The following is a 24,088-nucleotide window of genomic DNA, read 5'->3' as shown; positions in this document are numbered from 1 at the left end:
TTCGATCCGCGGCGTGTGCGTGCACAAAAAAGCCCTGCAAATGCAGGGCTTTTTCGCTTCCGAGGTGATGCAGCTTAGCGCGGCAACGCATCGCCGAGGAAGTGTCGCGCGTAGCGGGCGTTGATATCGGACAGGCGGAACAGCGTCAGGAAGTCCGCGGTATTGAAGTCGGGGTCCCAGGCCGGTGCGCCGCAAATCTTCGCGCCGAGTCGCAAGTAGCCCTTCACGAGCGGCGGCGGCGCGACGGCGGCGCCGGTCTGCAGGTCGTCGACCGGCAGCGGCGTATGCGGGAACGCGCGATATTCGGGCGCGGTCAGCGCGTTGTCGCGCAGCGAGCAATACAGGTTCGCCGCATAGTGGCCGCCGTCGGCCATCGCGACGCTCGCGCAGCCGAGCATCGTCTCGTAGCCGTTGTGCTTCATGTACGCGCCGAGCCCTGCCCACAGCGACATGATCACCGAGCCGCTGCGGTAGTCGGGATGCACGCACGAGCGGCCGACCTCGACCATCTTTGCGCGCAGATGCGTGAGACGCGACACGTCGAACTCGCTTTCCGCATACAGACGGCCGATGCGCGCGGCCTGATGCGGCGGCAATGCGCGATACGTGCCGACTACTTTCAACGTGTCGAGATCGCGTACCAGCAAATGATCGCAGTACGAATCGAAGGCATCGACGTCGAGGCCGGCGGGGCCGCTCAAGCGCGCGCCCATTTCGTCGGCGAAGACGCGATAGCGTAGACGCTGCGCTTCACGCAGCTCTTCGTCGGTACGCGCCCACGACACTTGCAGGCGATGCTGCGCGGTAACCGTTTCCTCGGCGCGCGGCAGACGGCGCGGTTCGAAAAGCGAGGCGAAGGGCAGGGTGGGCGTCGGCAGTTCTCGCATTGGCTGTCCTGGTCGAAAAGAGGGAGGATTTCTTTTTTCGCCAATGTAGTAACGCGCGGTGACGCTCGCATGGCAAAGCTGTGACGATTGGATGACTGCCCGTAAGCCCTCGCGTGTGTGCCTGTCAAGTCGGACGCGTCGCGCGACGCGTGCGCTCAGATCAGATCGGGACTGATGGCGGCGCGCAACACTGCCTCCTCTTCGCCGTGGCGCTCGCGGCTCTCGATCCACCAGATGCCCGCTTTTTTCAGCGGCCAGCTCGCGCGGCTGTCGCCGAGCAGTTGCGCGGCGACGTGGCCGAGCGTCGGTTGATGGCCGACGATCACCACGGTCTGCGCGATGCCGCCGGGCCAGCCGGCCGCTTCGAGGACATCGTTCGCGCTCGCGTTCGGCGCGAGTTCGCGCACGACGCGATACTGGTCGCTCAACGTCTCGGCGGTCTGGATCGTGCGCACGGCGGGGCTCGCGAGGACGACCGCGTCCTCGGGTAGGCGGGCGCGCAGCCATTTCGCGGCGTTCTGCGCCTGCTTGCGGCCGCGCGTGGTGAGCGCGCGCGAGAGATCGCTCGCGGCGACATCTTCTGCTTCGGCATGACGCCAGAGGATCAGGTCCATGGGAGTCTCCTTTTGAGCGGCTTGAGATGGCGTTGCGGCGGGTTTGCGCGGCTTCGCAACGAGGTACGCGCGCAAGCACTGTCGCATGCACGGATGATGGTTTGCAAGGCGAGTGCCTGATGGATCGGCTGTCGGTGACCCGCACGAACAGGACGCCCGGCAAAGCGCCGCCGCCGGCGCGAAGCGCGAGGCGGTACCTGAGCGAAGGTTCTAAAAGGCACTTTCCAAGACCGAAACGAGCCTGAGCGAACTCGCTCTGTTTCGTCCAACTTGATGATCATCCGGTTATGATCCGTCACCCTCAGGCATTCGCTGTTAAGCGGCGTACGATTCAGATCGTATCGGGTTCAATATCGGGCGGAAACGCGTCCTTCGACACTCCGTTCAGGCTCATGTGCCGGTGGACAACGCTTTTTTCTGTCTCATCGAAAGCTGAAGAGATTTTGGGCGGTCGCCCATGTACGGACTGCCTGTCGCACGGTAATTATCTGAATGCTGCCAACCCCGGCAGCGACTTCAGATAGACCAACGACACACCTATGTCCCTGTCCGTATTTGAGATGCACTCCGTGGAACTGTTCTGCCAGCGGCCACCGGGTGCCTGTTATGTCATCTGCGACGAATGGCGCTATAAGGCGTCCCTCGGCAAGGCCGCAGACCTTCCGAAGGCCAGGGCGGAGACCCGGGAATTTCTTGAGATTGCCGAACTAAATCACAGGAAGTGGGAGCAGGACCGGAAGCTTGTCAGGAATCTCCTTGACAGTCACTGGCTGTTTTTTCATAACGTGCGGGACCGTAACCCCGACACCGAAGGCTGGTGGGTCATCCTTGCTCTTTTCGAAGAGGTTCGCCGGGGTAACCTGCTTGCCATTAAAGGTCCGCGCAATGGCCTGTTTCCGTCAGCCTACAGCAGTACGCCGTTAAGGGCTCCCATAGCGAGGACCGGCAGTCACCCGGACGGCGAACCCATTCTGTCCGTCCAGTATGATCCGGCCACCTGGCAAGCCCGGCTGAACGCTGCGCGCGCAGCCAGAGCGGGCAATAGAGTCGCATCAACGCTGCTTGACGATGCGCGGCCGTTCGACTATCAGCCAGAGGCCCTCAGCGACGATACAGAAGAACTCGCGGCGAGCACGAACAATCCGAACTACGCGGCGAAAATGCTGGGATATGACCGCGACACGTTTGGCGACATGATTCATGCGATGAAATATGATCTCAAGCTGCGAGGCGATGACAATGTCATTTGGCACGATAGTGGGGACGTTGAATCTGGAAAAAACATCATCGGCAATATGCACGACTATGCAAACTGATCTTCATACGATGAACGTACATCAACTCGCACATGCATCATTTTCGATAGCCGGGGATGATTTGGATCCCGATGTTTGGACCAGATATTTCGGCGTTTCGCCGGACACGGCGATAGTCAAGGGGAAGCGGTTTTTGACTCCGTCGGGGCGATTGAGTAGCGTGCCGGGGCGTACCGGCGTATGGGGGGTGAGAAGCAAAGCCGCCGTTCATAGCGACTCGCTGGAACCGCACCTCCTCTACCTTATTGATCGCCTGAATTTGCCGCGAGATGACCTGCGCCAGCTACTCGCAGACAAGGGCGCACAGATGCGCTTCTTCTGTTATTGGGACAACGAGAGGGGCGACCGCGTGCCTGATGTGCCCGACGATATTCGCACCATGATGGAAGCCATGGGCGGCACCGTTGAGATTGATGAATATCGATAGAGCCTCGCTCGAATGCACAAGCCGATCCTCGTATGCAGCAAGGCCGCGCCTTAACGCTGCCCGCGCCGAAAACAACGCGGCTGGCGAAAATGATAGCTTTTGATAGCAGATTTTAGGCGAGGGATCGCGAGAAGGCCGATTCGCGTTGGTCGAATTTGCCTACACAGCGCCTGGACGGACCCAGAAAGCAAAAAGCCCAGCCGGTTAAGGCTGGGCTAAGTGCTTGATTCCAATGGTCGGAGCGAAAGGATTCGAACCTTCGACCCTCTGATCCCAAATCAGATGCGCTACCAGGCTGCGCTACGCTCCGACGAATCCGAGAGTATAGGGGGTACGGACAGGAGCGTCAATGCCTTGGCTTGCGCTGGCTCGGCGGTGAGCTATATACGCCCCATCAACAGCAGAATGATCACGACGATCAGCACGACGCCGACGAGCCCAGTCGGTCGGTAGCCCCAGCCACTGCTATACGGCCAGCTTGGCAATGCGCCGATCAACAGCAGGATGAGCACGATTAGCAGGATGGTTCCGACGGTCATGGCGTTCTCCTTTTCGAAGGGCAGCGAAATCGCTGGCCGCATCGTCACGCTGGTTTGGCGCATGCGCGCCGCGACAATCGACGCGCGTATCGCGCGCCTGTTGTTGGATCGGAACCCGCAAGGCATGTGCCAATCACCGATGAAGATCGATGCGGCGAGGCCTTGGACGAAGGTGCAAAAAGGAGGGAGCGGCGCGCGTAGCGTCACCGTTTGATGTAGGTATGTCCAAGGAACTGACAAGGGATTGCGCACGTGCAGCGGACGACGACGCGCGCGGCGCATGCATGCGCCGCAACGCCGGTCAGCGCATCACCGAGCGGACGCGCAACTGAGGCACTGCGATGTGCCGGTGCCCCGGTTAGAGGGACTCGATCCGAGTTCGAAGATCACCCGCGTCAATGCCGTGGACGCCTCCAATGCGGCATATGCAGATGCTGATGCGTCCAGTGATGCAGCATGCCCTCGCCGTCGTGTTCTCGCCGGTAGGCCCGCGATTCGAAAATCGACAACGCCACCAGCACGATCAGGCCTATGGCGAGCCCGACCAGGCCCGCGATCGATTCACCGTCCATGGCAGTCTCCCGGTAGGTTCAGCCATGAACCCATAGTAGCGCAGGTCTGGCGAAATCTCACGAAATGGAACGACCGCGGCACGAGCCGGCGTGATGGCGTCGCGGAACGCGCTTTGCGGGTAGACTCTCGGCGCGCCGGCGGACGTCCGCCATCCTATTTGTCCCGGAGAAGATTGCAAAATGACCCGCGTTCTGACTGTTGCCTTGCTGTTGTGCGCCGGCGTCGCCGGCTGTGCGGACAATCCGTCCGCGCATCGCGGCAGCCCGCCACATGATCCCGCCGACTACCACGGCGTGCCCACCGACGATCGGCCGCCCGCGATGGTGCCCGCGCCCGTCGCAAAGTGAGCGCTCGTCGAAGCGAAAAAGATCGGGAAAGGGCGGGGTGGGAAAAGCGAAGCGCCGGCGCGGGCACGCCGGCACTTCTGACCCGTGCCGACTGTTCGCGCGGAGAGCACGGGCTGAAAATATTCTAGGACGCGCGCTCGTTATGCGATATGTATGCGCTTGTTTCAAGCCGTAACGTTCCGTCGTCCGCCGAACAGCCAACGGAGCGCGGCCCACCGCGCTACTACGCCGCCGCAATCCCTCGCGACACGCCCGGCAGGTAACGCGCGAGCGTCGCGCCGCGCGTGGCCATGAAGATCAGCAGCGCGATCCACAGCCCGTGATTGCCGTGCCACGCGAGCAGTGCCCACGATGCCGCCACGAACACCACGAGCGACACCACCATCGCCATCATCAGTTCGCGCGTGCGCGTCGCGCCGATGAACACGCCGTCGAGCAGGAAGCCCCACACCGAAATGACCGGCGACAGCGCCGCCCACGGCAGATAGGTTTCGGCTGCGGCGCGCACGGCGGCCTGATCGGTGAGCCGCTCGATGATCCATGCGCCCGCGCCCCAGTACACGAACGAAAAGCCGATCGCGCCGAGCGCCGACCATAGCGCGGTGACCTCGACCGCCTGCGCGAACGCGTGACGATCGCGCGCGCCGATCGCCGCGCCTACCAGCGCCTCGGCCGCATGCGCGAAACCGTCGAGCCCGTACGCCATGAAGGTCTGGAAATTGAGCAGCAATGCGTTCGCGGCGAGCGTCGCGTCGCCTTGCCGCGCGCCGAGATGCGCAAACCAGCCGAACGACGACAGCAGGCACAGCGTGCGCACGAAAATGTCGCGATTCAGCACGACGAGCCGCTTCAGCGCGGCGGCGTCGAACAAGGCGGCGCGATTCAGCGCGGGCAGGCCGCGCGGCCTGCCGTGCCATAGCAGCGCGAGGCCGAGCACGAAGCCGAGCGCGTCGGCAGTCGCGGTAGCCGCGCCGATGCCAGCCACGCCCCAATGAAACGCGTACACGTACAGCAGCACCGCGACGATGTTCACGCTGTTGATGAACACCTGCGACAGCAACGCGAGCCGCACCCGCTGCGTGCCGAGAAGCCAGCCCAGCACCACGTAGTTGCCGAGCGCGAGCGGCGCGGCCCAGATCCGCGCGTGGCAATAAACCTGCGCGTGCCGCTGCACGGCGTCGCTGCCGCCGATCGCTCGCAGCGCGTAGTCGATCAGCGGTTGCTGCACGAGCAGCACCAGCGCGCCGATCGCAGCCGCCATCAGCAGCGCGCGCACGACGCTGTTGCGCAGCTCGTCGCCATGGCCCGCGCCGTGCGCCTGCGCGACGAGGCCGGTGGTGCCCATGCGCAGGAAGCCGAAGCCCCAGAACACGAAGTTAAAGAAGAGGCCGCCGAGCGCGACGCCGCCGAGGTACGAGGCGCTGTCCAGATGACCAGCGACGGCGGTATCGACCGCGCCGAGGATCGGCTGCGTCAGATTCGCGAGGACGATCGGGAACGCGAGCGCGAGCACCCGGCGATGCCAGCGCACCGGCAGGGCAGGCGCGCTGGCCGAATGCCCGGCGGTTTCGGAAGGCTCGGCGGGGGGCATGCCGGCGTCGGGGCTCCCGGCGTCGGGCGTCCCGGGATCGGACGTCCCGGCATCGGACGTCCTCGCGTCGCTCAAGAGCGCTCCTGCACGCACACCCACGGCGAGACGACGACCGCCCACAGCTCGGGGTCGCGCGCGGCGAAATCGGCGGCCGTCTCCGACTGCACGCGCTCGACGAGGCCGGAAGACAACCATTGGGCGACCTGGGTGGTGTCGTCGTTGGCGATCGCTTCGGCGACGCTCACGAGATCAAGGTCGCGCGCGACGTGCAGCAGCATGCCGCGCGCAAAGAAACGTTCGAGTTCGCTCCAGCCGATCTTGGCGGTTTCGCCGAGCAGCTTCGCGTACAGGGGGCTTTGGGGGGCGTCGTTGGAAGTCATCGTAGGCGGGGTCGGACGGGGCCGTCACTATAAACCATTGGCGCAGACCGTCGGGCCTCGTGGCGAGCTTCCACAACGCGCCGAGCGGTCTTTTAATGCATCGCCGGACTGAGTCGGATTCTGAACCTGGATGCCGGCGGATTCAACGACGACGGCGCACGAGCCTTGCCGCCAATCAGCGTCCGATTAATCGTCCGAATATTCAAACTTGAAACGCGAGTTTGAATGCGGTTTCACGATTGTCGGTGGACTTGTTGATGTTAAATCTTTCGCTATTCGCGAATTTGTTGTGAGGAAATATCGGGGATTATTCGAAAGTGTTGGCGCGACCAATCGATGCGTTACGTGCGTTTCCGCACCAAGTTTATATTCGCAAGCGAAAACGGTTTATTGGCGAACGAGTTAGTGTTATTCGGACAGATGTCTTTCCTCTGCTGTTTTGCAGGGATTTTCTTCGATCGGCCAGGAACATTGATTGGTGCGAGCCTCGGGGAATCCAGTTTGAATGACCTGGCGGGTTGCGTATCCCGGCTGCGGCGCATTTAGCCGGTTTCATTCCGACATTTCCGATTCACGGATTGCGTAATCCGTACGCCGTGTAACATTGACCGCAAAATTATTGGATTGCGCTTGTAAATGCAGATTGTTAGATTTCGTTCTGGCGCATGGTGAACCGGTCCTTTGCCGATATGCGCCGAACCCCCGTTAGCCCGGCTTCGTGCCGGGCTTTTTTTTGACCGGATTTACGCGAGTGTTTAACCACTGCGGCGATCTTCACCGCGAATTCACACACATGGCCGATGATGGCCGATTATTTTTTTCGGCGCGGCGCTCATGACCGGGGTGATCACCTTTGTCGGCGCATGGATGATCGCGCTCGCGTTGCTGCTGCGTTTCGCCGCTCGCATCGATCCGCGCTCGGGACGCCGGCGACGCCCCTAAGCGGTGACGCTATCTCGCTGGGCGGCCGCGCGCACCGCACGGTGTGCCTCCTTTACTGCTTGCAGCGAATGACCATCGAACGGTTTTTCACATTCGCGCCGAAAATCCCGCCGATCGTGCCGCCGGACGTCGCGCCGTTGTCGACGTCTTTCGACACCACGTCGTATCCGTAGTTGCCGCAGGTTTCGCCCGCGCGCTTGTAGCACTCGGCCCAGCTCGTGCTCGCGTCGCTGCCGCTGCAGTTGATCGCGAAACCCGTGTCGCCGCTCGGCAGATAGGTCATCGTGGTCGTGGTCGCGCAGCCGCCGAGGCCGCCGAGCGTCAGGAGGCCGAGACTGATCGTTGCGGCCGTCGCGACGCGCGCCAATGGGCTTTTCATTTCAGATTCCTTGCAAATAACGGAAGGGCGTGCCGCGCAGCCACGCCGCTTCGAATTGAGCGTTCAAAGCACGGTGGGTTCCCGCTCTCGTCGCCGCCTAGCGCGGCGGCAGTTCCTTCGACGGATCGATCGAGCGGCCCCGGTAGCGCAGCTCGAAATGCAGCATCACGCGATCGGTATCGGTGTCACCCATTTCGGCGATTTTCTGGCCGCGTTTGACCGATTCGCCTTCCTTCACGAACAGCGCGCGGTTATGCGCGTAAGCGGTCAGATAGTCGGCGTTGTGCTTGAGGATCAAAAGATTGCCGTAGCCGCGCAGACCGTTGCCTGCGTAGACCACGGTGCCGGGCGCCGCCGCGACGATCGGTGTGCCGGCCGCCGCGGAAATATCGATCCCCTTCGAGTTGCCGCCGTCGAAACGGCGGAATACGGTGCCGTCGGCCGGCCAGACCAGCGAAATCGGCGCGGGTGCGGTGGCCGGCGCAGTGTCCGCCGGCGCGGGCCGCGGCGCGGCCGACGCGCTCGCGCTGCCGCTGCTGCTGCCACCACCACCGCCGCCGCCGCTACGGATTGCGCCGCTCGTCGACGCCGTTCCGCTCGGTGGCGCGACACGCAGCACCTGGCCGACCTCGATGTTGTCCGGATTGGTCAGGTTGTTCCAGCGCGCGATGTTTTGCACCGACTGCCGGTTGCCGCGCGCGATTTTCGACAGCGTGTCGCCCCGTTCGACCCGGTAGTAGCCCGGCGCCACTGGCGCCGACCCGCACGCGGCGAGCAGCGCGAACAACGCCGCGCAACCGAGTCGTTTGATTCTTGTCGTTTCCAGCATTGGACCTCGCAAAGCGCTGCCGCGCGCCGATCCCGATCACGCGGCACAGACAGACAAAGCGTTCGATTCTAACGGTTTTGTGTTGCGCCCCCCGGCGAGGGGGCGAGGGGGCGGGCGGCCGCTTCGAGCGGCTCGCCGCCGCCGTCGGCGTATCAGCTGGTCTTCTCGACGCTAATGCGCAGGGTCGCCGTCTCGGTTTGTCCCGGCTCGAGCCAGCGCAAACCGCGGCCGTTATGGATCGCATCCGGCAGCCCGAGCCACGGCTCCACGCAGTAGAAGTCCGACTGCGGCGTTTCAGTCCACGTCGTGACCGAGTACCAGGGCACCGAGCCGGGCCGCTGCAGATCGATGGTAATCACGCGATTGATGCTCGGCGCCTCGACCCGCACCGGTCGATCGGGCGTGCCGCTCAGGCAATGGAAGCGGTCGTAGATGCGGTCTTCGTCGAGCGTGTAGCTCGCTTCGCCAGGCTCGGCGGGGCTGATCGAGCCATCCCCGAGCTGGCGGCAGCGCTCGGTGCGCGGCAGCTCGAGCGTCGTCTGCGCGCGCTGCGTGTGCGGCACCGTGAAGTAGAAGTGATGGCCGGCGTAGTAGGGCAGGCGCGTGTGGCCTGTATTGGTGGTGGTCAGCGTCACGTCGAGCGTGCGCGGATCGATCAGTTCGTAAGCGGCCTCGAAGCGAAAGCCGAACGGATAGACGGCGCGGGTCGCTTTGCTGTCGGTCAGAACCATGCGCAGGCCGGCGCCGTGCACGTCGGCGTGGGGCTCGAACGGCAGGTCGCGCGCGAAACCGTGCATCGGCATCTCGCGCACGGTGCCATGCGCGTCACGCCAATAGCCGATCTTGCCGTCGACGAAGTGACGGCCGAGAAACGGAAACAGCAGCGGATTGCCGCCGCGAATCCGCGCGGGCACCCTCCAGTCGGCGTGCTCGGGCCAGTGGATCACCTCTTCGCCGTCGATCGTCCACGACAGCAGGCGGCCGCCGGCTTGCGGCGAAAAGCGGAGCACGGAGGCGTCTTGGGCGATCTCGAGAATGTCCTGTTCCGGGGAGAGGGGCATGGTCAGTAGTTAGCCAGATAGAGGTTGAGGGTCGTCCAAAGCGGTCGGCTGCGTCGGCCGACGCGATCCGCATTGAAGCGGCGTTTTGCGCCACTCGCCGCGACTGCGTCACCCGTGGTGAAACCGCGATTTTGCGCTGCTTTGCGCTACGGGGAAACCCTTCCCGGGAAATTGCGGGTGTCGGAAAAGGGCGAATCCTATTGATAATCCGTCTGAGCGTCCGGTCTATCCGACTCCCGGGCGAATCGGCTCAGGAGGCATCATGGATCTCGCAATGGCAATGGCCGTTTCTTTGTTCGGCATATTCACGGCTAGCACGTACTACTTCTTCCACTCGCTCAAGCGCTGATCCCGCTCCGTTCATTCCTCTGCGTTCGCAGTACGCGCGCGACGAATCCGCTGCTCGCTACCTTGCCCTCGCGTAACAACCGTGTCGAGTTGTGACGCGGCGCGTCAATATCTATCCGAATGTGGCCTAACCGCTTGGCGCTGACTGTGCAGCCAGGCATAATCGGTGCGCCTTTTGACGCGCCGGCTTTCCTTTTGTGCGGCGCAGTTCCCCGACATTTTCCTTACAAGGACCGCCGCGTGAACCTGTCGTTTCTGATTTTTCTGAGCGTGCTGCAAGGCGTGACCGAACTGTTTCCGGTGAGCAGCCTTGGCCACACGCTGCTCGTGCCCGCCCTGTTCGACATGCACATCGACAAGCATGCGCCGCAGTTGCTGCCGTTCCTCGTCGCTCTGCATCTAGGCACCGCGTTCGCGCTGCTGTGGTACTTCCGCGCGCGCTGGTACGCGCTGGTGCGCGGTTTCTTCGCGTCGCTCGGTGGCCGCCGCAACGACGACGGTCACATGATGTGGGCGCTGATCATCGGTACGATTCCGGCGGGTCTCGTCGGTCTCGTGCTGGAAAAGCGCCTCGAGGCGATTTTTCACGATCTGCGAATCGTCGCGTTTGCGTTGATCGTAAATGGCGTGCTGCTGTGGTTCGGCGATCGCCTGCAACGCGCGCGCGCACATCGGGCGCCGGAAAAGCTGACGTTCCGCCAGGCGTTCTTCGTCGGCCTCGCGCAGATCGGCGCGCTGATTCCGGGCTTCTCGCGCAGCGGCCTGACGATGATCGCCGGCAATGCGGCCGGCCTCACCACCGAGAAAGCCGCCGAGTTTTCGTTTTTGCTCGGCACGCCGATCATTTTCGCGGCTGGCGTACTCGAACTGCCAAAGCTGCTCCACGCGCCGAGCCAGCTCGCCGACGCGGCGCTCGGCGGCGTGCTGACCGCGATCGCCGCGTACCTGAGCGTGCGTTTCCTGATGCGCTACTTCGAGGGCCGCGGGCGTCTCGCGTCGTTCGGTTTGTACTGCGCGATCGCGGGAATCGTGTTCCTCGGCTGGTTCATGCTGCATCCGCAGCCGGTCTGAGGGCGGCGGGCGATCGGTTATAATCCGGGCCCGGTTGCTTGCAGGTCAGTTAAAATTTTAGTTTGTGCGAAATCGGGCGGCTCGCCGCGAGTGCCGGTTTCATGCGAATAGCGATCCATACGGCAGTAGCTCAGCTGGATAGAGCATCGGCCTTCTAAGCCGAGGGTCGGGGGTTCGAGCCCCTCCTGCCGTACCAGAATCATCGAAGGGTTACAGGCCGCGCGCCTGTAACCCTTTTTGTCTTTTTGCTGTCTTTTCGCCCCTCGCGCGGATCATTGAACGCGACGCCGAGCTTGCTTCGGGTGTTTCCCGACTCAGGAAATCGCGCGCGACGCCGTTAGTTCGACAGAACCGTTTGACGCGCCGCGATGGAGGAATCAGCGTGAACCGACTCAGCCTCAACACCAAACTCTGGCTCGCGTTGCTGATCACGTGGCTCGGCCTGCTCGGCCTCGGCGGCTGGGCCGCGTGGCAGTCGCGCGCGACGATGCTGGCCGAGCGCAAGTCGGCGGTGCAGAACGTCGTCGAGAGCGCGTACGGCATCGTCGCCGACTACGCGCAGCGCGCCGACCAACACGAGCTGACGCCCGATGAGGCGCGCCAGCAGGCGCTCGCCCGCCTGTCCGCGATGCGCTACCCTGGCAGCGGCTACATGATCGTGACGACCGCGACGCCGGTCGTGATCATGCATCCAGTGCTCGCCGATCTGCGCAACAAGGACGTGTCGCACTACGCGGACACCGACGGCAAGCTGCTGTTCGTCGAAATGGTCAAGGTTGCGCAGGCGCAGGGGCAGGGCTTCGTCGATTACATGGGACGCCTTGCCGGCCACAACGAGCACGTGCCGAAGATCAGCTTCGTCAAGCGCTTTGCCGCGTGGGACTGGTATCTGATTTCGGGCGTCTACGTGAACGACATCGACGCGGCGTTCCGCGCCGACCTGCTGCGCTATCTGCTGACGATCCTCATGATCGGCAGCGTCAGCACCATCGCGCTCGTGCTGATCATCCGCAACGTCAAGCGCAGTCTCGGCGGCGAGCCCGCCTATGCGGCGCGCGTCGCGGAGACGATCGCCGACGGCGATCTATCGTGCCCCGTCACACTGGCCGGCAACGATCAGGAAAGCATGCTGTTCGCGATGCAGCGCATGCAAAGCCGCCTCGCCGACGCGATCAGGCGTATTCGCGGCGGCACCGAAACGATCACGGTCGCGGCGGAAGAGATCGCCGCGGGCAATCTCGATCTGTCGGCACGCACGGAACAGCAGGCGTCGTCGCTCGGCGAAACGGCCGCGAGCATGGAGCAGCTGACGGCGACCGTCAAGCAGAACGCCGACAACGCGCTGCAGGCCAACCGCATGGCGCACTCCGCGTCGCAGCTCGCGGGCGAGGGCGGCGAAGCCGTGCAGCACGTCGTCGCGAATATGCAGAGCATCGCGGCGAGTTCGGCGCGCGTCGTCGATATCATCGGCGTGATCGAGAGCATCGCGTTTCAGACCAACATCCTCGCGCTGAACGCGGCCGTCGAAGCCGCGCGCGCCGGTGAGGAGGGTCGCGGCTTCGCGGTCGTCGCGGGCGAGGTGCGCAATCTCGCGCGCCGCAGCGCCGACGCGGCCAAGGAGATCAAGACGCTGATCGAGGATTCGGTCGCGCGCGTCGGCAGCGGCAAGGCGCTCGTCGAGAAAGCGGGCGGCACGATGAACTCGCTCGTCGATGCGGTGAAGCGCGTGACCGACATCATCAGCGAGATTTCCGCCGCGTCGGACGAGCAGAGCCGCGGCATCCAGCAGGTCAATCTCGCGATCGCGCAGATGGACGAGACCACGCAGCAGAACGCGGCGATGGTCGAGCAGGCGGCGGCCGCCGCGCAGTCGATGCAGGAGCAGGCGCAGATGCTGCGCGACGTCGTCAGCACGTTCCGCCTGCAGGGGGCGGCCGCCGCGCGTTGATGGCCGCGTCGATGGCGTGCTGCCTGCAGAAGTGCGCATGCTATGCTTTTGAGGTCAGGATCAAAAGCCCAAAAACCGCGTGCGCCCGTGCGCGCCGTGCGCACTTCAAGGAGAGTCCCACATGTCGACGCGAACCCGTGTGCTGTTCCGCCTTGGTGCCGCAGGCCTGCTGCTCGGCGCGGCGATCGGCGCGCAAGGGGCGAACCTGGCCTTTCTGAACGACACGCCGATCACCTACATGAAGCAGCGCGACAACGACTCGATCAAGCACGCGGTCATGAGCGCGCTCAATGACAGAAAGGACGGCGACAGCTTTACGTGGGTCAACGACGGCACCGGCAATAGCGTGAAGATCGACGCGACCATCACGATGGACAGCACCTCGACCGACGGCGGGCGCACTTGCCGCATCCTCGGCGTCGTACTCAATGCGAAAGGGCAATCGATGAACCTGCGTCCGAACTTCTGCAAGGTAGGCGGCGCCTGGCAACTGCAGAAGCGATGAGCCCGCGAATCGTCTCGTGCGGGGTCGTGCTGCTCGATCCCGACGGGCGCGTGCTGCTCGCGCACGCCACCGAAACGACGCACTGGGATATTCCAAAAGGGCAGGGCGAGGACGGCGAGGCGCCGCACGTCACCGCGCTGCGCGAGATGGCCGAGGAGACCGGCATCGCGCTCGAGCCTGGCCGCCTGAAGGATCTCGGCCTGTTCGTCTATCGGCGCGACAAGGACCTGCATCTGTTCGCGGCGCGCGCGAGTGCCGGCGAACTCGATCTGAGCACGTGCACCTGCACGTCGCTATTTCCGCGCCGCTCGGACGGCACGCTGATCCCGGAAATGGACGACTACCGCTGGGCGTCGATCGAAGAAGTCCCGCACTATGCGAGCCGGAGTCTGACGCGGCTCTTCGAGACGACGCTGTCGCTCGCGGAACTGCACCGGTCGCTATAGAGGGCGCGCGCCGCGTTCAATCGAGCGCGTGGTCGTTAGGATGCGCGAACAACGCGCGGTTCTGCTCCGACAGCGGGAAATGGACATTGATGCCGCGCGGCGGAATCGGCTGCGTGAACCACTGCCGGTACAGACGCTCCGCGTCGCCGGACGTCTGCGAGCGCACGATCACGCGATTCACGAGCGCCCGGAACGGCTCGTCGCCCTTGCGGAACATGCACGCATACACCTCGTAGCCGAGCGGCGTGCCCGTCACGATGAAATCGTCGGGATGCGGGTCGGTCGCCTTGAAACCGTAGACGATCGGCTCGTCCATCACGAACGCCACCGCGTGGCCGTTCTTCATCGCGTTGAAGGCTTCCTGATGGTCGCGCACGCTCATGATGCGCATGTTCAGCTGCTTCTCGGTGTTGAGGCTGCGCAGCAGGCGCTCGTCGGACGTGCCCGCGGTCGTCACGACCGGCTTGCCGGCCAGATCGGGGAAGTCGGTGATGCCGCTGTTCTTGCGCGTGATCATGCGCACCGCGTACTGGAACAAGCTGTCCGAAAACGCGGCGACGTTTTCGCGCTCGACCGTGTGCGTGGTCGAGCCGCATTCGAGATCGATCTGATTGTTCAGCAGCATCGGCGTGCGGTTCGACGAAGTCACCGTGATTTCGTGAACCCGCAACTGCGGCATGCCGAGCGTCTTCCTGATTTCATCGACGATCTGCATCGCGATTGCCTGCGAGTAGCCGACCGTGCGCTTGCCGTCGAAGTACGAGAACGGGATCGATGCCTCGCGCACGCCGAGTACGACGACGCCGTCGTCGTGGATCTTTCTCAGCGTGCCGGTCAGTTCATCCGCGCGTGCGGGGCCGGCGAACGCGACCACGCCGCAGGCGGCCAGCGCAAGCAGCACGCGGTGCATGCCGCGCACGAGATGCGGCATGCCTGAGCCGCGCGGGCCCCGTCCGCCCCGAACCATACCTTCAGACCCTTCCCCGCAGCGGCCTGCAACCTTCATCGGGCCTCCCGGACCGGCGCGCCCAGGCGAGCGCGCTGTGATTATCGATCTAACACCCTGCAACCCGGATGGCCCGTCAGCGCCGGGCCGTCGCTGACGCGAGCTCAGGCCGGCTTGCCCCAACTGTCGCGCAGACTGACGATGCGGTTGAATACGGGCTTACCCGGCTTCGAATCGACGCGATCGGCAACGAAGTAGCCGTGGCGCTCGAACTGGTAGCGCTGCTCCGGCAGCGCGTGGCGCGCGCCGGTTTCGAGGTAGGCCTGGACCACGCGCTTCGAGTCCGGATTCAGCGCTTCGAGGAAATCGCGCCCGCCGGCGTCCGGTTGCGCTTCCTTGAAGAGCCGGTCGTAGATGCGCACTTCGGCCGGGCACGCGGCCGCCGCGCTGACCCAGTGGATGTTGCCCTTGACCTTGTAATTGTTCGCGCCTTCGGTGCCCGATTTGCTGTCCGGGAAGTAGTTGCAGTGCACCGCGACGATGTTGCCGTTCTCGTCCTTGTCTGCGTGCGTGCATTCGATCACGTAGCCATAGCGCAGGCGCACCTTGTTGCCCGGGAACAGGCGGAAGTAGCCCTTCGGCGGCGTTTCCGTGAAATCCTCGCGCTCGATCCACAGCTCGCGAGAAATCGGAAACTCGCGCACGCCCTGTTCCGGATGATGCGGATGCACCGGGGCGTGGCACGGCTCGGTGAGGCGTTCGGGGAAGTTGTCGATAATCAGCTTGACCGGATCGAGCACGGCGGCGATGCGCGGCGCCTTCTCGTCGAGATCGTCGCGCAGCGCGCCTTCAAAGACGCTCATGTCGATCCACGAGTCGACCTTGGTCACGCCGATGCGCTCGCAGAACAGCTGGATCGATTCGGGCGTGAAACCGCGCCGGCGCACGCCGACGATGGTCGGCATGCGCGGGTCGTCCCAGCCTTCCACATGGCCTTCGTTGACGAGTTGCAGCAGCTTGCGCTTGCTGGTGATCGCATAGGTCAGGTTCAGGCGCGAAAACTCGATTTGCTGCGGCAACGGACGCTTGAAGATGCCGGCTTCGGCGAGCTCGTTCAGGATCCAGTCGTACAGCGGACGGTGATCTTCGAATTCGAGTGTGCACAGCGAATGCGTGATGTTTTCGAGCGCGTCCGAGATGCAGTGCGTGTAGTCGTACATCGGGTACACGCACCAGGTGTCGCCGGTACGGTAGTGATGCGCGAAGCGGATGCGATAGATGACCGGGTCGCGCATGTTGAAGTTCGGCGACGACATGTCGATCTTCGCGCGCAGCACGTGCTCGCCTTCCTTGAACTCGCCCGCCTTCATGCGGCGGAACAGGTCGAGGTTTTCCTCGACCGAACGCTCGCGGAAACGCGACGGCGTGCCGACTTCGGTGGCCGAGCCGCGGTTCGCGCGCATTTCCTCGGCCGACTGGCTATCCACGTACGCCTTGCCGCGCTGGATCAGCAGCTCGGCGAACTCGTACAGCTTGGCGTAGTAGTCGCTCGCGTAGTACAGATGCTCGGTGCGGTCCTTTTCCCATTCGAAGCCGAGCCAGCGCACCGAGTCGATGATCGACTCGACGTACTCGACGCTTTCCTTCTCCGGATTGGTGTCGTCGAAGCGCAGATGGCACACGCCGCCGTAGCTGCGCGCGACGCCGAAGTTCAGGCAGATGCTCTTCGCGTGACCGATGTGCAGATAGCCGTTCGGCTCCGGCGGGAAGCGCGTTTCGACGCGCTGGCTCCATTTGCCGGTGCGGTTGTCGTCGTCGATGATGTTGCGGATGAAATTGGATGCCGCGGGCGCGTCGTTGCGGTCAGCGTCTTTGCGTTCGGTATTCATGCGAGAAGATGAGAGTCCGTGGGGGCGCGTGATGCGCCCGCTTAGCCGTCAATTCTACCTGACGAGCCCGCTCGCGGCAGGCGCTTGCGGCGTGCAGCCAACGGCGGGGCGGGTCTGGCGCGGATGCCGCAGTCACCGAGGCAGGCGCGCGGGGCTGTAACAGGAGGTAAAACGGGTTGGCGCCGCGCGCCGCGCCGACTTAGGATGCGCTGCTGCGCGCGGCCCGCGCACCCGCGCTGGGCCTTCGCGCGGGGCAGGCTGCGTGAGCTGTCCACGCTGTCCTTCATCGCTTGCACGAGGCTCCTCTGCTCGTGCGCCATGCTCGCCTCGTTGCCGGAGTTCTCTCGGATGTCTATCCCGATGCACGGCGCGTTTCGCGCGCCTTTTGCCCGCGCTTTGGCTGGCGCCCGATCTTCTTGCCGTACTCGTCGCGTGCTCGCTTCGGCCTGGTTTGCCGCGCTGGCCGTGAACGTGGCTGCGCCGCTGTCCGCCGCTGCGAAAACACCGCCGCCGAAGCCGGCGCTCGATGGGGCGGCCGTCGCCGCGCCGGACGGCTACAGCGCCGAAACCGCGCAGCAGATCTTCGCCGAAGGCGGCAACGCGGTCGATGCCGCGGTCGCGATGGCCTTCACGCTCGCCGTCACGCGGCCCGATGCGGGCAACCTCGGCGGCGGCGGTTTCATGACGCTGCTGGTCGACGGCAAGCCGTATTTTCTCGATTATCGCGAGCGCGCGCCGCAGCAGGCGAACCGCGACATGTACCTCGACGACAAGGGCAACGTGGTGCCTGGCATGAGCACGGTCGGTCATCGCGCGGCGGCCGTGCCGGGCACTGTCGATGGTATGTGGCAAGCGCAGCGGCGCTTTGGCAAGCTCAAATGGAAGCAGGTGCTCGCGCCCGCGATCCATTACGCGACCGACGGCTTCCAGGTCAGCCCGCGCCTGCAGCAGCGACGCGACGCGGCCGCGAAAAGTTTCGCCGGCAAGACCAATTTCGACGCCTATTTCGGCAACCTGAAAGCGGGCGCGACGCTGCGCCAGCCGGAACTCGCGCAGACGCTTGGGCGAATCGCGAGCGATGGCGGTCGCGAGCTCTACGAGGGCCGCACCGCTCAAATGATCGCCGCGCAGATGTACGGCCACGGCCTGATCACGAGCCAGGATCTGAGCCAGTACAAGGCACTCTGGCGCGAGCCGCTCGCGGCCGACTGGCACGGCTACCGCGTGATCACCGCGCCACCGCCGAGTTCGGGCGGCATCGGGCTGATCCAGTTGCTGAAAATGCGGGCCGCTCTGCAGCCGGGGTTCGACGGTCTCGCGTTGAATTCGGCGCCGTACATCCATCTGATCGCGCAGATCGAGGATCGGGTATTCGCTGACCGGCAGCGCTATATCGGCGACCCGGACGCATCGCCGGTACCGGTCGCGAAGCTGATCGACGACGCCTACCTCGCGCAGCGCGCGGCCGAAGTCAAAACCGGCGAAGCGCCCGGAGCGGCCCCGGAGAAGCCCGGCGTCGACGGCGCCGCGGCGACGGAGAAGGCGCAAACCACGCATTTCTCGGTGGTCGACAAGTGGGGCAACGCGGTGTCGAACAGCTACACGCTGAACGGCGATTTCGGCTCGGGCGTCGTGGTGGACGGCGGCGGGTTCCTGCTGAACGATGCGATGGACGATTTCCTGATCAAGCCGGCCGGCGCCGGGGCGACAGGCGCGTCGGGCGCGGCCTCGGCATCCGGCGCCGCCGATGCCGATGCCGATGCCGAACCGAACATGATCGCGCCGGGCCGCCGCCCGATTTCGTCGATGACGCCCACGCTGCTGCTGAAGGACGGCAAGATCGCGCTGGCGATCGGCACGCCCGGCGGCTCGCGCATCCTGACGACGATCTTCCAGGTGATGACGAATCTGTCCGACTTCGAGATGTCGCCGACGGACGCGCTCGCCGCAATGCGTTTCCATCATCAGCTGCTGCCGCAAAAGGCGATCTACTTCGAGCCGTACCATCCCGCGCCGGATGAGCTCGCCACGCAATTGAAGGAGCTCGGCTATACGGTCGAGCAGCAGCCGTTCAACGGCGACGTGCAGATGATCCGCGTGAACGGCGCGACGCCCGAGCCAGCGAGCGATCCCCGTGGTGCCGGCGTGGCACGCGTGATACGGTAGACGCCCCGCCGCGCTATCCCGCGAGCGGGCCATAAGCCGAACACGGGAAGCACGATGACCGAACAACAACCAACCAAACTAGTACTGCCGGGCTATCTGGACTCCGGCCCAGGCCACTGGCAAACGCGCTGGCAAGCGCTCGATCCCGCGTTCGTCCGCGTGCGGATGCCGGACTGGGACCACCCTTCGCGCGACGCCTGGTGCCGCACGCTGGCCGCCACGCTCGATTCCTTGGACGCGCCGGTCGTGTTCGCCGCTCACAGTCTCGGCTGTCTGACCACGGCGTTCTGGGCCTCGCAGTACGCGAGCGCGGCGCAACTCGCGAAAGTGGCCGGCGCGCTGCTGGTCGCCGTGCCCGATCCGGCCGAAGCGCAATTCCCGCGGGACGCGACCGGCTTTGCGCCGGTGCCGCTCGAGCGCCTGCCGTTTGCGACGATCGTCGTGGCGAGCAGCGACGATCCGTATGGCGGCGTGCCGTTTTCACAAACCTGCGCGAGCGCGTGGGGCAGCCGCTGGATCGGCATCGGCGCGCGCGGCCACATCAACGCCGATAGCGGCCTCGGCGATTGGGACGAGGGGCGGGGCTGGCTGGCTTCGCTAACGGGTGCGCGCTGAGTCTCGCCGCCTCGTTGGTCAGATCACCGCTTTTCGCTTCAACTCCGCAATCGTCTGCGCGTCGTATCCGAGCAGGTCGCGCAGCACAAGCTCGGTATGCTCGCCGAGCAGCGGCGGATGGCTCAGCGCCTGCGGCGGCGTGCCGGTCATGTTGATCGGATTGCGCACGAGCTTGACCGTGCCGCCCGACGGATGCGGCAGAGCCACCTGAAGACCGCGCGCGACCACCTGCTCGTTGTCGAACACTTCGTCGAGGTTATTGATCGGCCCGCACGGCACGCCGGCCGCTTCGAGCGCCGCGATCCATTGCAGCTTGCCCTGCAGACGGACCATGTCCGCGAGCATCGGCACGAGCAGTTCGCGGTTGCGCACGCGCGCGGGGTTGGTCGCGAAACGATCGTCGTCGGCGAGTTCAGGGCGGCCGCCCACCTCGACGAACTTGCGGAACTGTCCGTCATTGCCGACCGCGACGATGATCCAGCCATCGCTCGTCTGGAAGGTCTGGTAGGGCACGATGTTCGGATGCGCGTTGCCCCAGCGCACCGGCGGCTGGCCGCTCGCGAGGTAGTTCGAGTTCATGTTGGCGAGCATCGCGACCTGCACGTCGAGCAGCGCCATGTCGATGTACTGGCCTTCGCCCGTGCGCTCGCGGTGCGTGAGCGCGGTCAGCACGGCGATCGTCGAGTACATGCCGGTCATCAGGTCGGCGATCGCGACGCCGGCCTTCTGCGGGCCGCCGCCCGGCTGGCCGTCGCGCTCACCGGTAATGCTCATGAAGCCGCCGATGCCCTGCACGATAAAGTCATAACCGGCGCGCTGCGCATACGGCCCGGTTTGCCCGAAGCCCGTGACCGAGCAGTAGATCAGGTCGGGCTTCACCGCTTTGAGCGATTCGTAGTCGAGGCCGTATTTCTTCAACTGGCCGACCTTGTAGTTTTCGAGCACGACGTCGCTTTGCGCTGCCAGTTCGCGCACGATCCTCTGGCCCTCGGGCGACGCGATGTCGAGCGTGACCGAGCGCTTGTTGCGGTTCGCCGCGAGATAGTAGGCGGCTTCGCGCGTGTCCGCCCCGTCCGGCGTCCGCAGATACGGCGGCCCCCAGTGGCGCGTGTCGTCGCCGACCTCGGGGCGTTCGATCTTGATGACGTCGGCGCCGAAATCGGCGAGCGTCTGCGCGCACCACGGACCGGCGAGCACGCGGGTGAGATCCAGCACGCGGATGTGACTGAGAGCGCCCATGTTCCTGAATGTCTCCTGATGGTTGCGGGCCGCGCGGCGAGCCGCCATGCGCCATTTCGCGCGAAGTTTCGTGGAAGTCATCTTAAGCGATTCCCGCTCGCGGGCGCAGTCAGCCGAACGTCATAGCGCGGCTCGGACGATGGGACACGCGAGCGTCGCAGCGGGCGCATGCCGTGCTGGCCGGATGGCCAGCACGGCGGCGCGCAGTGCCGCGCACGCGTGCCGATCCCGTATAATCAGTCGTTTAAAGAAACAGACAGTTGGCGCATCCCATCGACCGCCAGTCTTCGTCAGGAACCGTCAGGACCGTCCCCCGCACGCTATGAAAGCCGCTGAAATCCGCGAGAAATTCCTCAAGTTCTTCGAATCGAAGGGCCATACGATCGTCCGTTCGTCGAGCCTCGTGCCCGGCAACGACCCGACGCTGCTCTTCACCAATTCGGGGATGGTGCAGTTCAAAGATGTGTTCCTCGGCGCGGAATCGCGTCCGTATTCGCGCGCCACGACCGCGCAGCGCAGCGTGCGCGCCGGCGGCAAGCACAACGATCTCGAGAACGTCGGCTACACAGCCCGTCACCACACGTTCTTCGAGATGCTCGGCAACTTCTCGTTCGGCGACTACTTCAAGCGCGACGCGATCCACTACGCGTGGGAACTGCTGACCGAAGTCTACAAGCTGCCGAAAGACAAGCTGTGGGTCACCGTCTACCAGGAAGACGACGAAGCGCACGACATCTGGGCGAAGGAAGTTGGCGTGCCGGTCGAGCGCATCATCCGCATCGGCGACAACAAGGGCGCGCGCTACGCGTCGGATAACTTCTGGCAGATGGCCGACACCGGCCCGTGCGGCCCGTGTTCGGAAATCTTCTACGACCACGGCCCGGACGTGTGGGGTGGCCCGCCGGGATCGCCCGAGGAAGACGGCGACCGCTACATCGAAATCTGGAACCTCGTGTTCATGCAGTTCAATCGCGACGCGCAGGGCAACATGACGCCGCTGCCGAAGCAATGCGTGGACACCGGCATGGGCCTCGAGCGTATCGCCGCAGTGCTGCAGCACGTGCACAGCAACTACGAGATCGACCTGTTCCAGGCGCTCATCCAGGCCGCCGGCCGCGAAACCGGCGTGACCGATCTGACCAACAACTCGCTGAAGGTGATCGCCGATCACATCCGCGCGTGCTCGTTCCTGATCGTCGACGGCGTGATTCCGGGCAACGAAGGCCGCGGCTACGTGCTGCGCCGCATCGTGCGCCGCGCGATCCGCCACGGCTACAAGCTCGGCAAGAAGGGTTCGTTCTTCCATCGCCTCGTGGCCGACCTCGTCGCGCAGATGGGCGAAGCCTATCCGGAACTGGCGCAGGCCGAGAAGCGCGTGACCGACGTGCTGCGTCAGGAAGAAGAGCGCTTCTTCGAGACGATCGAGCACGGCATGTCGATTCTCGAAGCCGCCTTGGCCGATCTCGACGCCAAGGGTGGCAAGACGCTCGACGGCGAACTCGCGTTCAAGCTGCACGACACCTACGGCTTCCCGCTCGACCTGACCGCGGACGTCTGCCGCGAGCGCGAAGTGACGGTCGACGAAGCCGCATTCGACGATGCGATGGCACGTCAGCGCGAGCAGGCGCGCGCGGCGGGCAAGTTCAAGATGGCCCAGGGCCTCGAGTACTCGGGCGCGAAGACCACGTTCCACGGCTACGAGGAAATCGTCTTCGACGACGCGAAGGTCGTCGCGCTGTATGTGGACGGCGCGTCGGTGCAGCAGGTGCAAGCCGGCCAGCCGGCGGTCGTCGTGCTCGATCACACGCCGTTCTACGCGGAGTCGGGCGGCCAGGTCGGCGACCAGGGCGTGCTCGCGAACGCCAGCACGCGCTTTGCCGTTGCCGATACGCTGAAGGTGCAGGCCGACGTGGTCGGCCATCACGGCACGCTCGAGCAGGGCACGCTGAAGGTTGGCGACGTCGTCAAGGCGGAAATCGACGCGGTGCGCCGTGCTCGCACGGCGCGCAACCACTCGGCCACGCACCTGATGCACAAGGCGCTGCGCGAGGTGCTCGGTTCGCACGTGCAGCAAAAGGGCTCGCTCGTCGACGCCGACAAGACCCGCTTCGACTTCGCGCACAACGCGCCGATGACGGACGAACAGATCCGCCGCGTCGAGGAAATCGTCAACGCGGAGGTGCTGGCGAACGCGCCCGGTATCGTGCGTTTGATGTCATACGACGATGCGGTGAAGGGCGGCGCCATGGCACTGTTCGGCGAAAAGTACGGCGACGAAGTGCGCGTGCTCGACCTCGGTTTCTCGCGTGAGTTGTGCGGCGGTACGCACGTGAATCGCTCGGGCGACATCGGCTTCTTCAAGATCGTGATGGAAGGCGGCGTCGCGGCCGGTATCCGTCGCGTCGAAGCGATCACCGGCGACAACGCGCTGCGCTACGTGCAGGAGCTCGAAGCGCGCGTCAACGCGGCAGCGGCCGTGCTGAAGGCGCAACCGGCGGAACTCACGCAGCGCATCGGCCAGGTGCAGGACCAGGTGAAGGCGCTCGAGAAGGAACTGAGCGCGCTGAAGTCGAAGATGGCGTCGAGCCAGGGCGACGAACTCGCCGGCCAGGCGATCGAAGTGGGCGGCGTGCATGTGCTCGCGGCAACGCTCGAAGGCGCGGACGTGAAGACGCTGCGCGAAACGGTCGACAAGCTCAAGGACAAGCTGAAGAGCGCGGCGATCGTGCTCGCGTCGGTCGAAGGCGGCAAGGTCAGCCTGATCGCCGGTGTGACCGCCGACGCTAGCAAGAAGGTCAAGGCGGGCGAACTGGTCAACTTCGTGGCCCAGCAGGTGGGCGGCAAGGGCGGTGGCCGTCCGGACATGGCGCAGGCTGGCGGTACCGAACCGGCCAACCTGCCGGCGGCGCTCGCGGGCGTCAAGAGCTGGGTCGAAGGACAGCTTTGAATCTGATGGTCGGTTGAGTCCGGCTCGACCGAAGTCGAGCCGGGTTCGACAAAGGGGCCACGCGGCGCGCCAGCAGGATCGGC

At 64.7% G+C, this 24,088-nt stretch carries 22 protein-coding genes and 2 tRNA genes; 11 read left to right on the top strand and 13 right to left on the bottom strand.

Translation table 11 applies throughout. The annotated features are described in order from the left end of the window. Positions 1–74: 74 nt before the first annotated feature. Both AB3X95_RS05805 and AB3X95_RS05800 read right to left on the bottom strand, forming a co-directional pair. On the bottom strand, positions 75–887 hold the full coding sequence (locus tag AB3X95_RS05805; RefSeq protein ID WP_013089997.1) for a GNAT family N-acetyltransferase: 813 nt from the start codon (positions 885–887) through the stop codon (positions 75–77). A gap of 155 nt (positions 888–1,042) precedes the next feature. Beyond that, positions 1,043–1,501: a histidine phosphatase family protein gene (locus AB3X95_RS05800; protein WP_176124133.1), complete on the bottom strand. Its 459-nt coding sequence runs from the start codon at positions 1,499–1,501 to the stop codon at positions 1,043–1,045. 539 nt (positions 1,502–2,040) lie between these two features. Between AB3X95_RS05800 and AB3X95_RS05795 the strand changes: the two genes are divergently transcribed. After that, positions 2,041–2,817, top strand: a complete 777-nt coding sequence (locus AB3X95_RS05795; RefSeq protein ID WP_368620881.1) for a hypothetical protein — start codon at positions 2,041–2,043, stop codon at positions 2,815–2,817. A 10-nt stretch (positions 2,818–2,827) separates the two neighbouring features. Continuing rightward, positions 2,828–3,244: a DUF4279 domain-containing protein gene (locus tag AB3X95_RS05790; RefSeq protein WP_368620880.1), complete on the top strand. Its 417-nt coding sequence runs from the start codon at positions 2,828–2,830 to the stop codon at positions 3,242–3,244. A 233-nt stretch (positions 3,245–3,477) separates the two neighbouring features. On the opposite strand, the gene AB3X95_RS05785 is transcribed toward AB3X95_RS05790, so the two are convergent. The 3 genes from AB3X95_RS05785 to AB3X95_RS05775 all read right to left on the bottom strand — a co-directional run bounded on the left by AB3X95_RS05785 (position 3,478) and on the right by AB3X95_RS05775 (position 4,355). After that, positions 3,478–3,554 (bottom strand) — tRNA-Pro (locus AB3X95_RS05785). Between the two features lie 70 nt (positions 3,555–3,624). After that, positions 3,625–3,783, bottom strand: coding sequence for a DUF3309 family protein (locus AB3X95_RS05780; RefSeq protein ID WP_176105549.1), 159 nt, complete (start codon positions 3,781–3,783; stop codon positions 3,625–3,627). Positions 3,784–4,178: 395 nt separating this feature from the next. Next, positions 4,179–4,355 (bottom strand): hypothetical protein, encoded by a 177-nt coding sequence (locus tag AB3X95_RS05775; protein WP_176105550.1) that lies wholly within the window; start codon positions 4,353–4,355, stop codon positions 4,179–4,181. A 180-nt stretch (positions 4,356–4,535) separates the two neighbouring features. On the opposite strand from AB3X95_RS05775, the gene AB3X95_RS05770 reads away from it, so the two are divergent. Further along, on the top strand, positions 4,536–4,703 hold the full coding sequence (locus AB3X95_RS05770; RefSeq protein ID WP_013089993.1) for a hypothetical protein: 168 nt from the start codon (positions 4,536–4,538) through the stop codon (positions 4,701–4,703). Between the two features lie 223 nt (positions 4,704–4,926). Here the strand turns inward: AB3X95_RS05770 and AB3X95_RS05765 are convergent, their stop codons facing one another. The 5 genes from AB3X95_RS05765 to AB3X95_RS05745 form a co-directional block, all read right to left on the bottom strand. After that, positions 4,927–6,294, bottom strand: a complete 1,368-nt coding sequence (locus tag AB3X95_RS05765) for an MATE family efflux transporter (protein ID WP_368621099.1) — start codon at positions 6,292–6,294, stop codon at positions 4,927–4,929. Positions 6,295–6,365: 71 nt separating this feature from the next. Then, positions 6,366–6,674, bottom strand: a complete 309-nt coding sequence (locus tag AB3X95_RS05760) for a DUF2288 domain-containing protein (protein ID WP_176366072.1) — start codon at positions 6,672–6,674, stop codon at positions 6,366–6,368. Positions 6,675–7,668: 994 nt separating this feature from the next. Next, positions 7,669–7,995 (bottom strand): hypothetical protein, encoded by a 327-nt coding sequence (locus tag AB3X95_RS05755; RefSeq protein WP_368620879.1) that lies wholly within the window; start codon positions 7,993–7,995, stop codon positions 7,669–7,671. Positions 7,996–8,092: 97 nt separating this feature from the next. Then, positions 8,093–8,824, bottom strand: a complete 732-nt coding sequence (locus tag AB3X95_RS05750) for a peptidoglycan DD-metalloendopeptidase family protein (RefSeq protein WP_368620878.1) — start codon at positions 8,822–8,824, stop codon at positions 8,093–8,095. A 152-nt stretch (positions 8,825–8,976) separates the two neighbouring features. Further along, complete coding sequence (locus tag AB3X95_RS05745) at positions 8,977–9,885, bottom strand: aldose epimerase (RefSeq protein WP_368620877.1); 909 nt, start codon at positions 9,883–9,885, stop codon at positions 8,977–8,979. 588 nt (positions 9,886–10,473) lie between these two features. Between AB3X95_RS05745 and AB3X95_RS05740 the strand changes: the two genes are divergently transcribed. The 5 genes from AB3X95_RS05740 (at position 10,474) to AB3X95_RS05720 (ending at position 14,203) form a co-directional block, all read left to right on the top strand. Further along, entirely contained in the window at positions 10,474–11,304 is an 831-nt protein-coding gene (locus AB3X95_RS05740; RefSeq protein WP_176105554.1) for an undecaprenyl-diphosphate phosphatase, read from the top strand. A gap of 119 nt (positions 11,305–11,423) precedes the next feature. After that, positions 11,424–11,500, top strand: a tRNA-Arg gene (locus tag AB3X95_RS05735). Between the two features lie 186 nt (positions 11,501–11,686). Next, on the top strand, positions 11,687–13,252 hold the full coding sequence (locus AB3X95_RS05730) for a methyl-accepting chemotaxis protein (protein WP_368620876.1): 1,566 nt from the start codon (positions 11,687–11,689) through the stop codon (positions 13,250–13,252). 121 nt (positions 13,253–13,373) lie between these two features. Continuing rightward, positions 13,374–13,757 carry a hypothetical protein gene (locus AB3X95_RS05725; RefSeq protein ID WP_176124129.1) on the top strand — a complete coding sequence of 128 codons (384 nt, stop codon included), beginning with the start codon at positions 13,374–13,376 and terminating at the stop codon, positions 13,755–13,757. Next, positions 13,754–14,203, top strand: coding sequence for an NUDIX hydrolase (locus tag AB3X95_RS05720; protein ID WP_176124128.1), 450 nt, complete (start codon positions 13,754–13,756; stop codon positions 14,201–14,203). The genes AB3X95_RS05725 and AB3X95_RS05720 overlap by 4 nt, the downstream gene beginning before the upstream one ends. Before the next feature lie 16 nt (positions 14,204–14,219). Here AB3X95_RS05720 and AB3X95_RS05715 read toward each other — a convergent pair whose 3' ends face one another. Beyond that, the gene (locus tag AB3X95_RS05715) at positions 14,220–15,134 is read right to left on the bottom strand and encodes a transporter substrate-binding domain-containing protein (protein WP_176366068.1); all 915 of its coding nucleotides are present in this window, start codon (positions 15,132–15,134) and stop codon (positions 14,220–14,222) included. Between the two features lie 179 nt (positions 15,135–15,313). Continuing rightward, the gene (locus AB3X95_RS05710) at positions 15,314–17,038 is read right to left on the bottom strand and encodes a glutamine--tRNA ligase/YqeY domain fusion protein (protein ID WP_368620875.1); all 1,725 of its coding nucleotides are present in this window, start codon (positions 17,036–17,038) and stop codon (positions 15,314–15,316) included. A gap of 348 nt (positions 17,039–17,386) precedes the next feature. Between AB3X95_RS05710 and ggt the strand changes: the two genes are divergently transcribed. Beyond that, the gene (gene ggt / locus AB3X95_RS05705; RefSeq protein ID WP_368620874.1) at positions 17,387–19,204 is read left to right on the top strand and encodes a gamma-glutamyltransferase; all 1,818 of its coding nucleotides are present in this window, start codon (positions 17,387–17,389) and stop codon (positions 19,202–19,204) included. Between the two features lie 54 nt (positions 19,205–19,258). Beyond that, entirely contained in the window at positions 19,259–19,819 is a 561-nt protein-coding gene (locus AB3X95_RS05700) for an alpha/beta hydrolase (RefSeq protein ID WP_176366065.1), read from the top strand. Positions 19,820–19,837: 18 nt separating this feature from the next. Here the strand turns inward: AB3X95_RS05700 and AB3X95_RS05695 are convergent, their stop codons facing one another. Continuing rightward, positions 19,838–21,058, bottom strand: a complete 1,221-nt coding sequence (locus tag AB3X95_RS05695; RefSeq protein WP_176366064.1) for a CaiB/BaiF CoA-transferase family protein — start codon at positions 21,056–21,058, stop codon at positions 19,838–19,840. A 322-nt stretch (positions 21,059–21,380) separates the two neighbouring features. Between AB3X95_RS05695 and alaS the strand changes: the two genes are divergently transcribed. Beyond that, the gene (gene alaS, locus AB3X95_RS05690) at positions 21,381–24,005 is read left to right on the top strand and encodes an alanine--tRNA ligase (RefSeq protein ID WP_176366063.1); all 2,625 of its coding nucleotides are present in this window, start codon (positions 21,381–21,383) and stop codon (positions 24,003–24,005) included. Positions 24,006–24,088 lie beyond the last annotated feature (83 nt).

The sequence above is a fragment of the Paraburkholderia sp. BR13444 genome, assembly GCF_040948755.1.
Lineage (GTDB): Bacteria > Pseudomonadota > Gammaproteobacteria > Burkholderiales > Burkholderiaceae > Paraburkholderia > Paraburkholderia youngii.
Note: the sequence above shows the minus strand (reverse complement) of the source record. Positions and strands in the feature narration are given on the sequence as shown.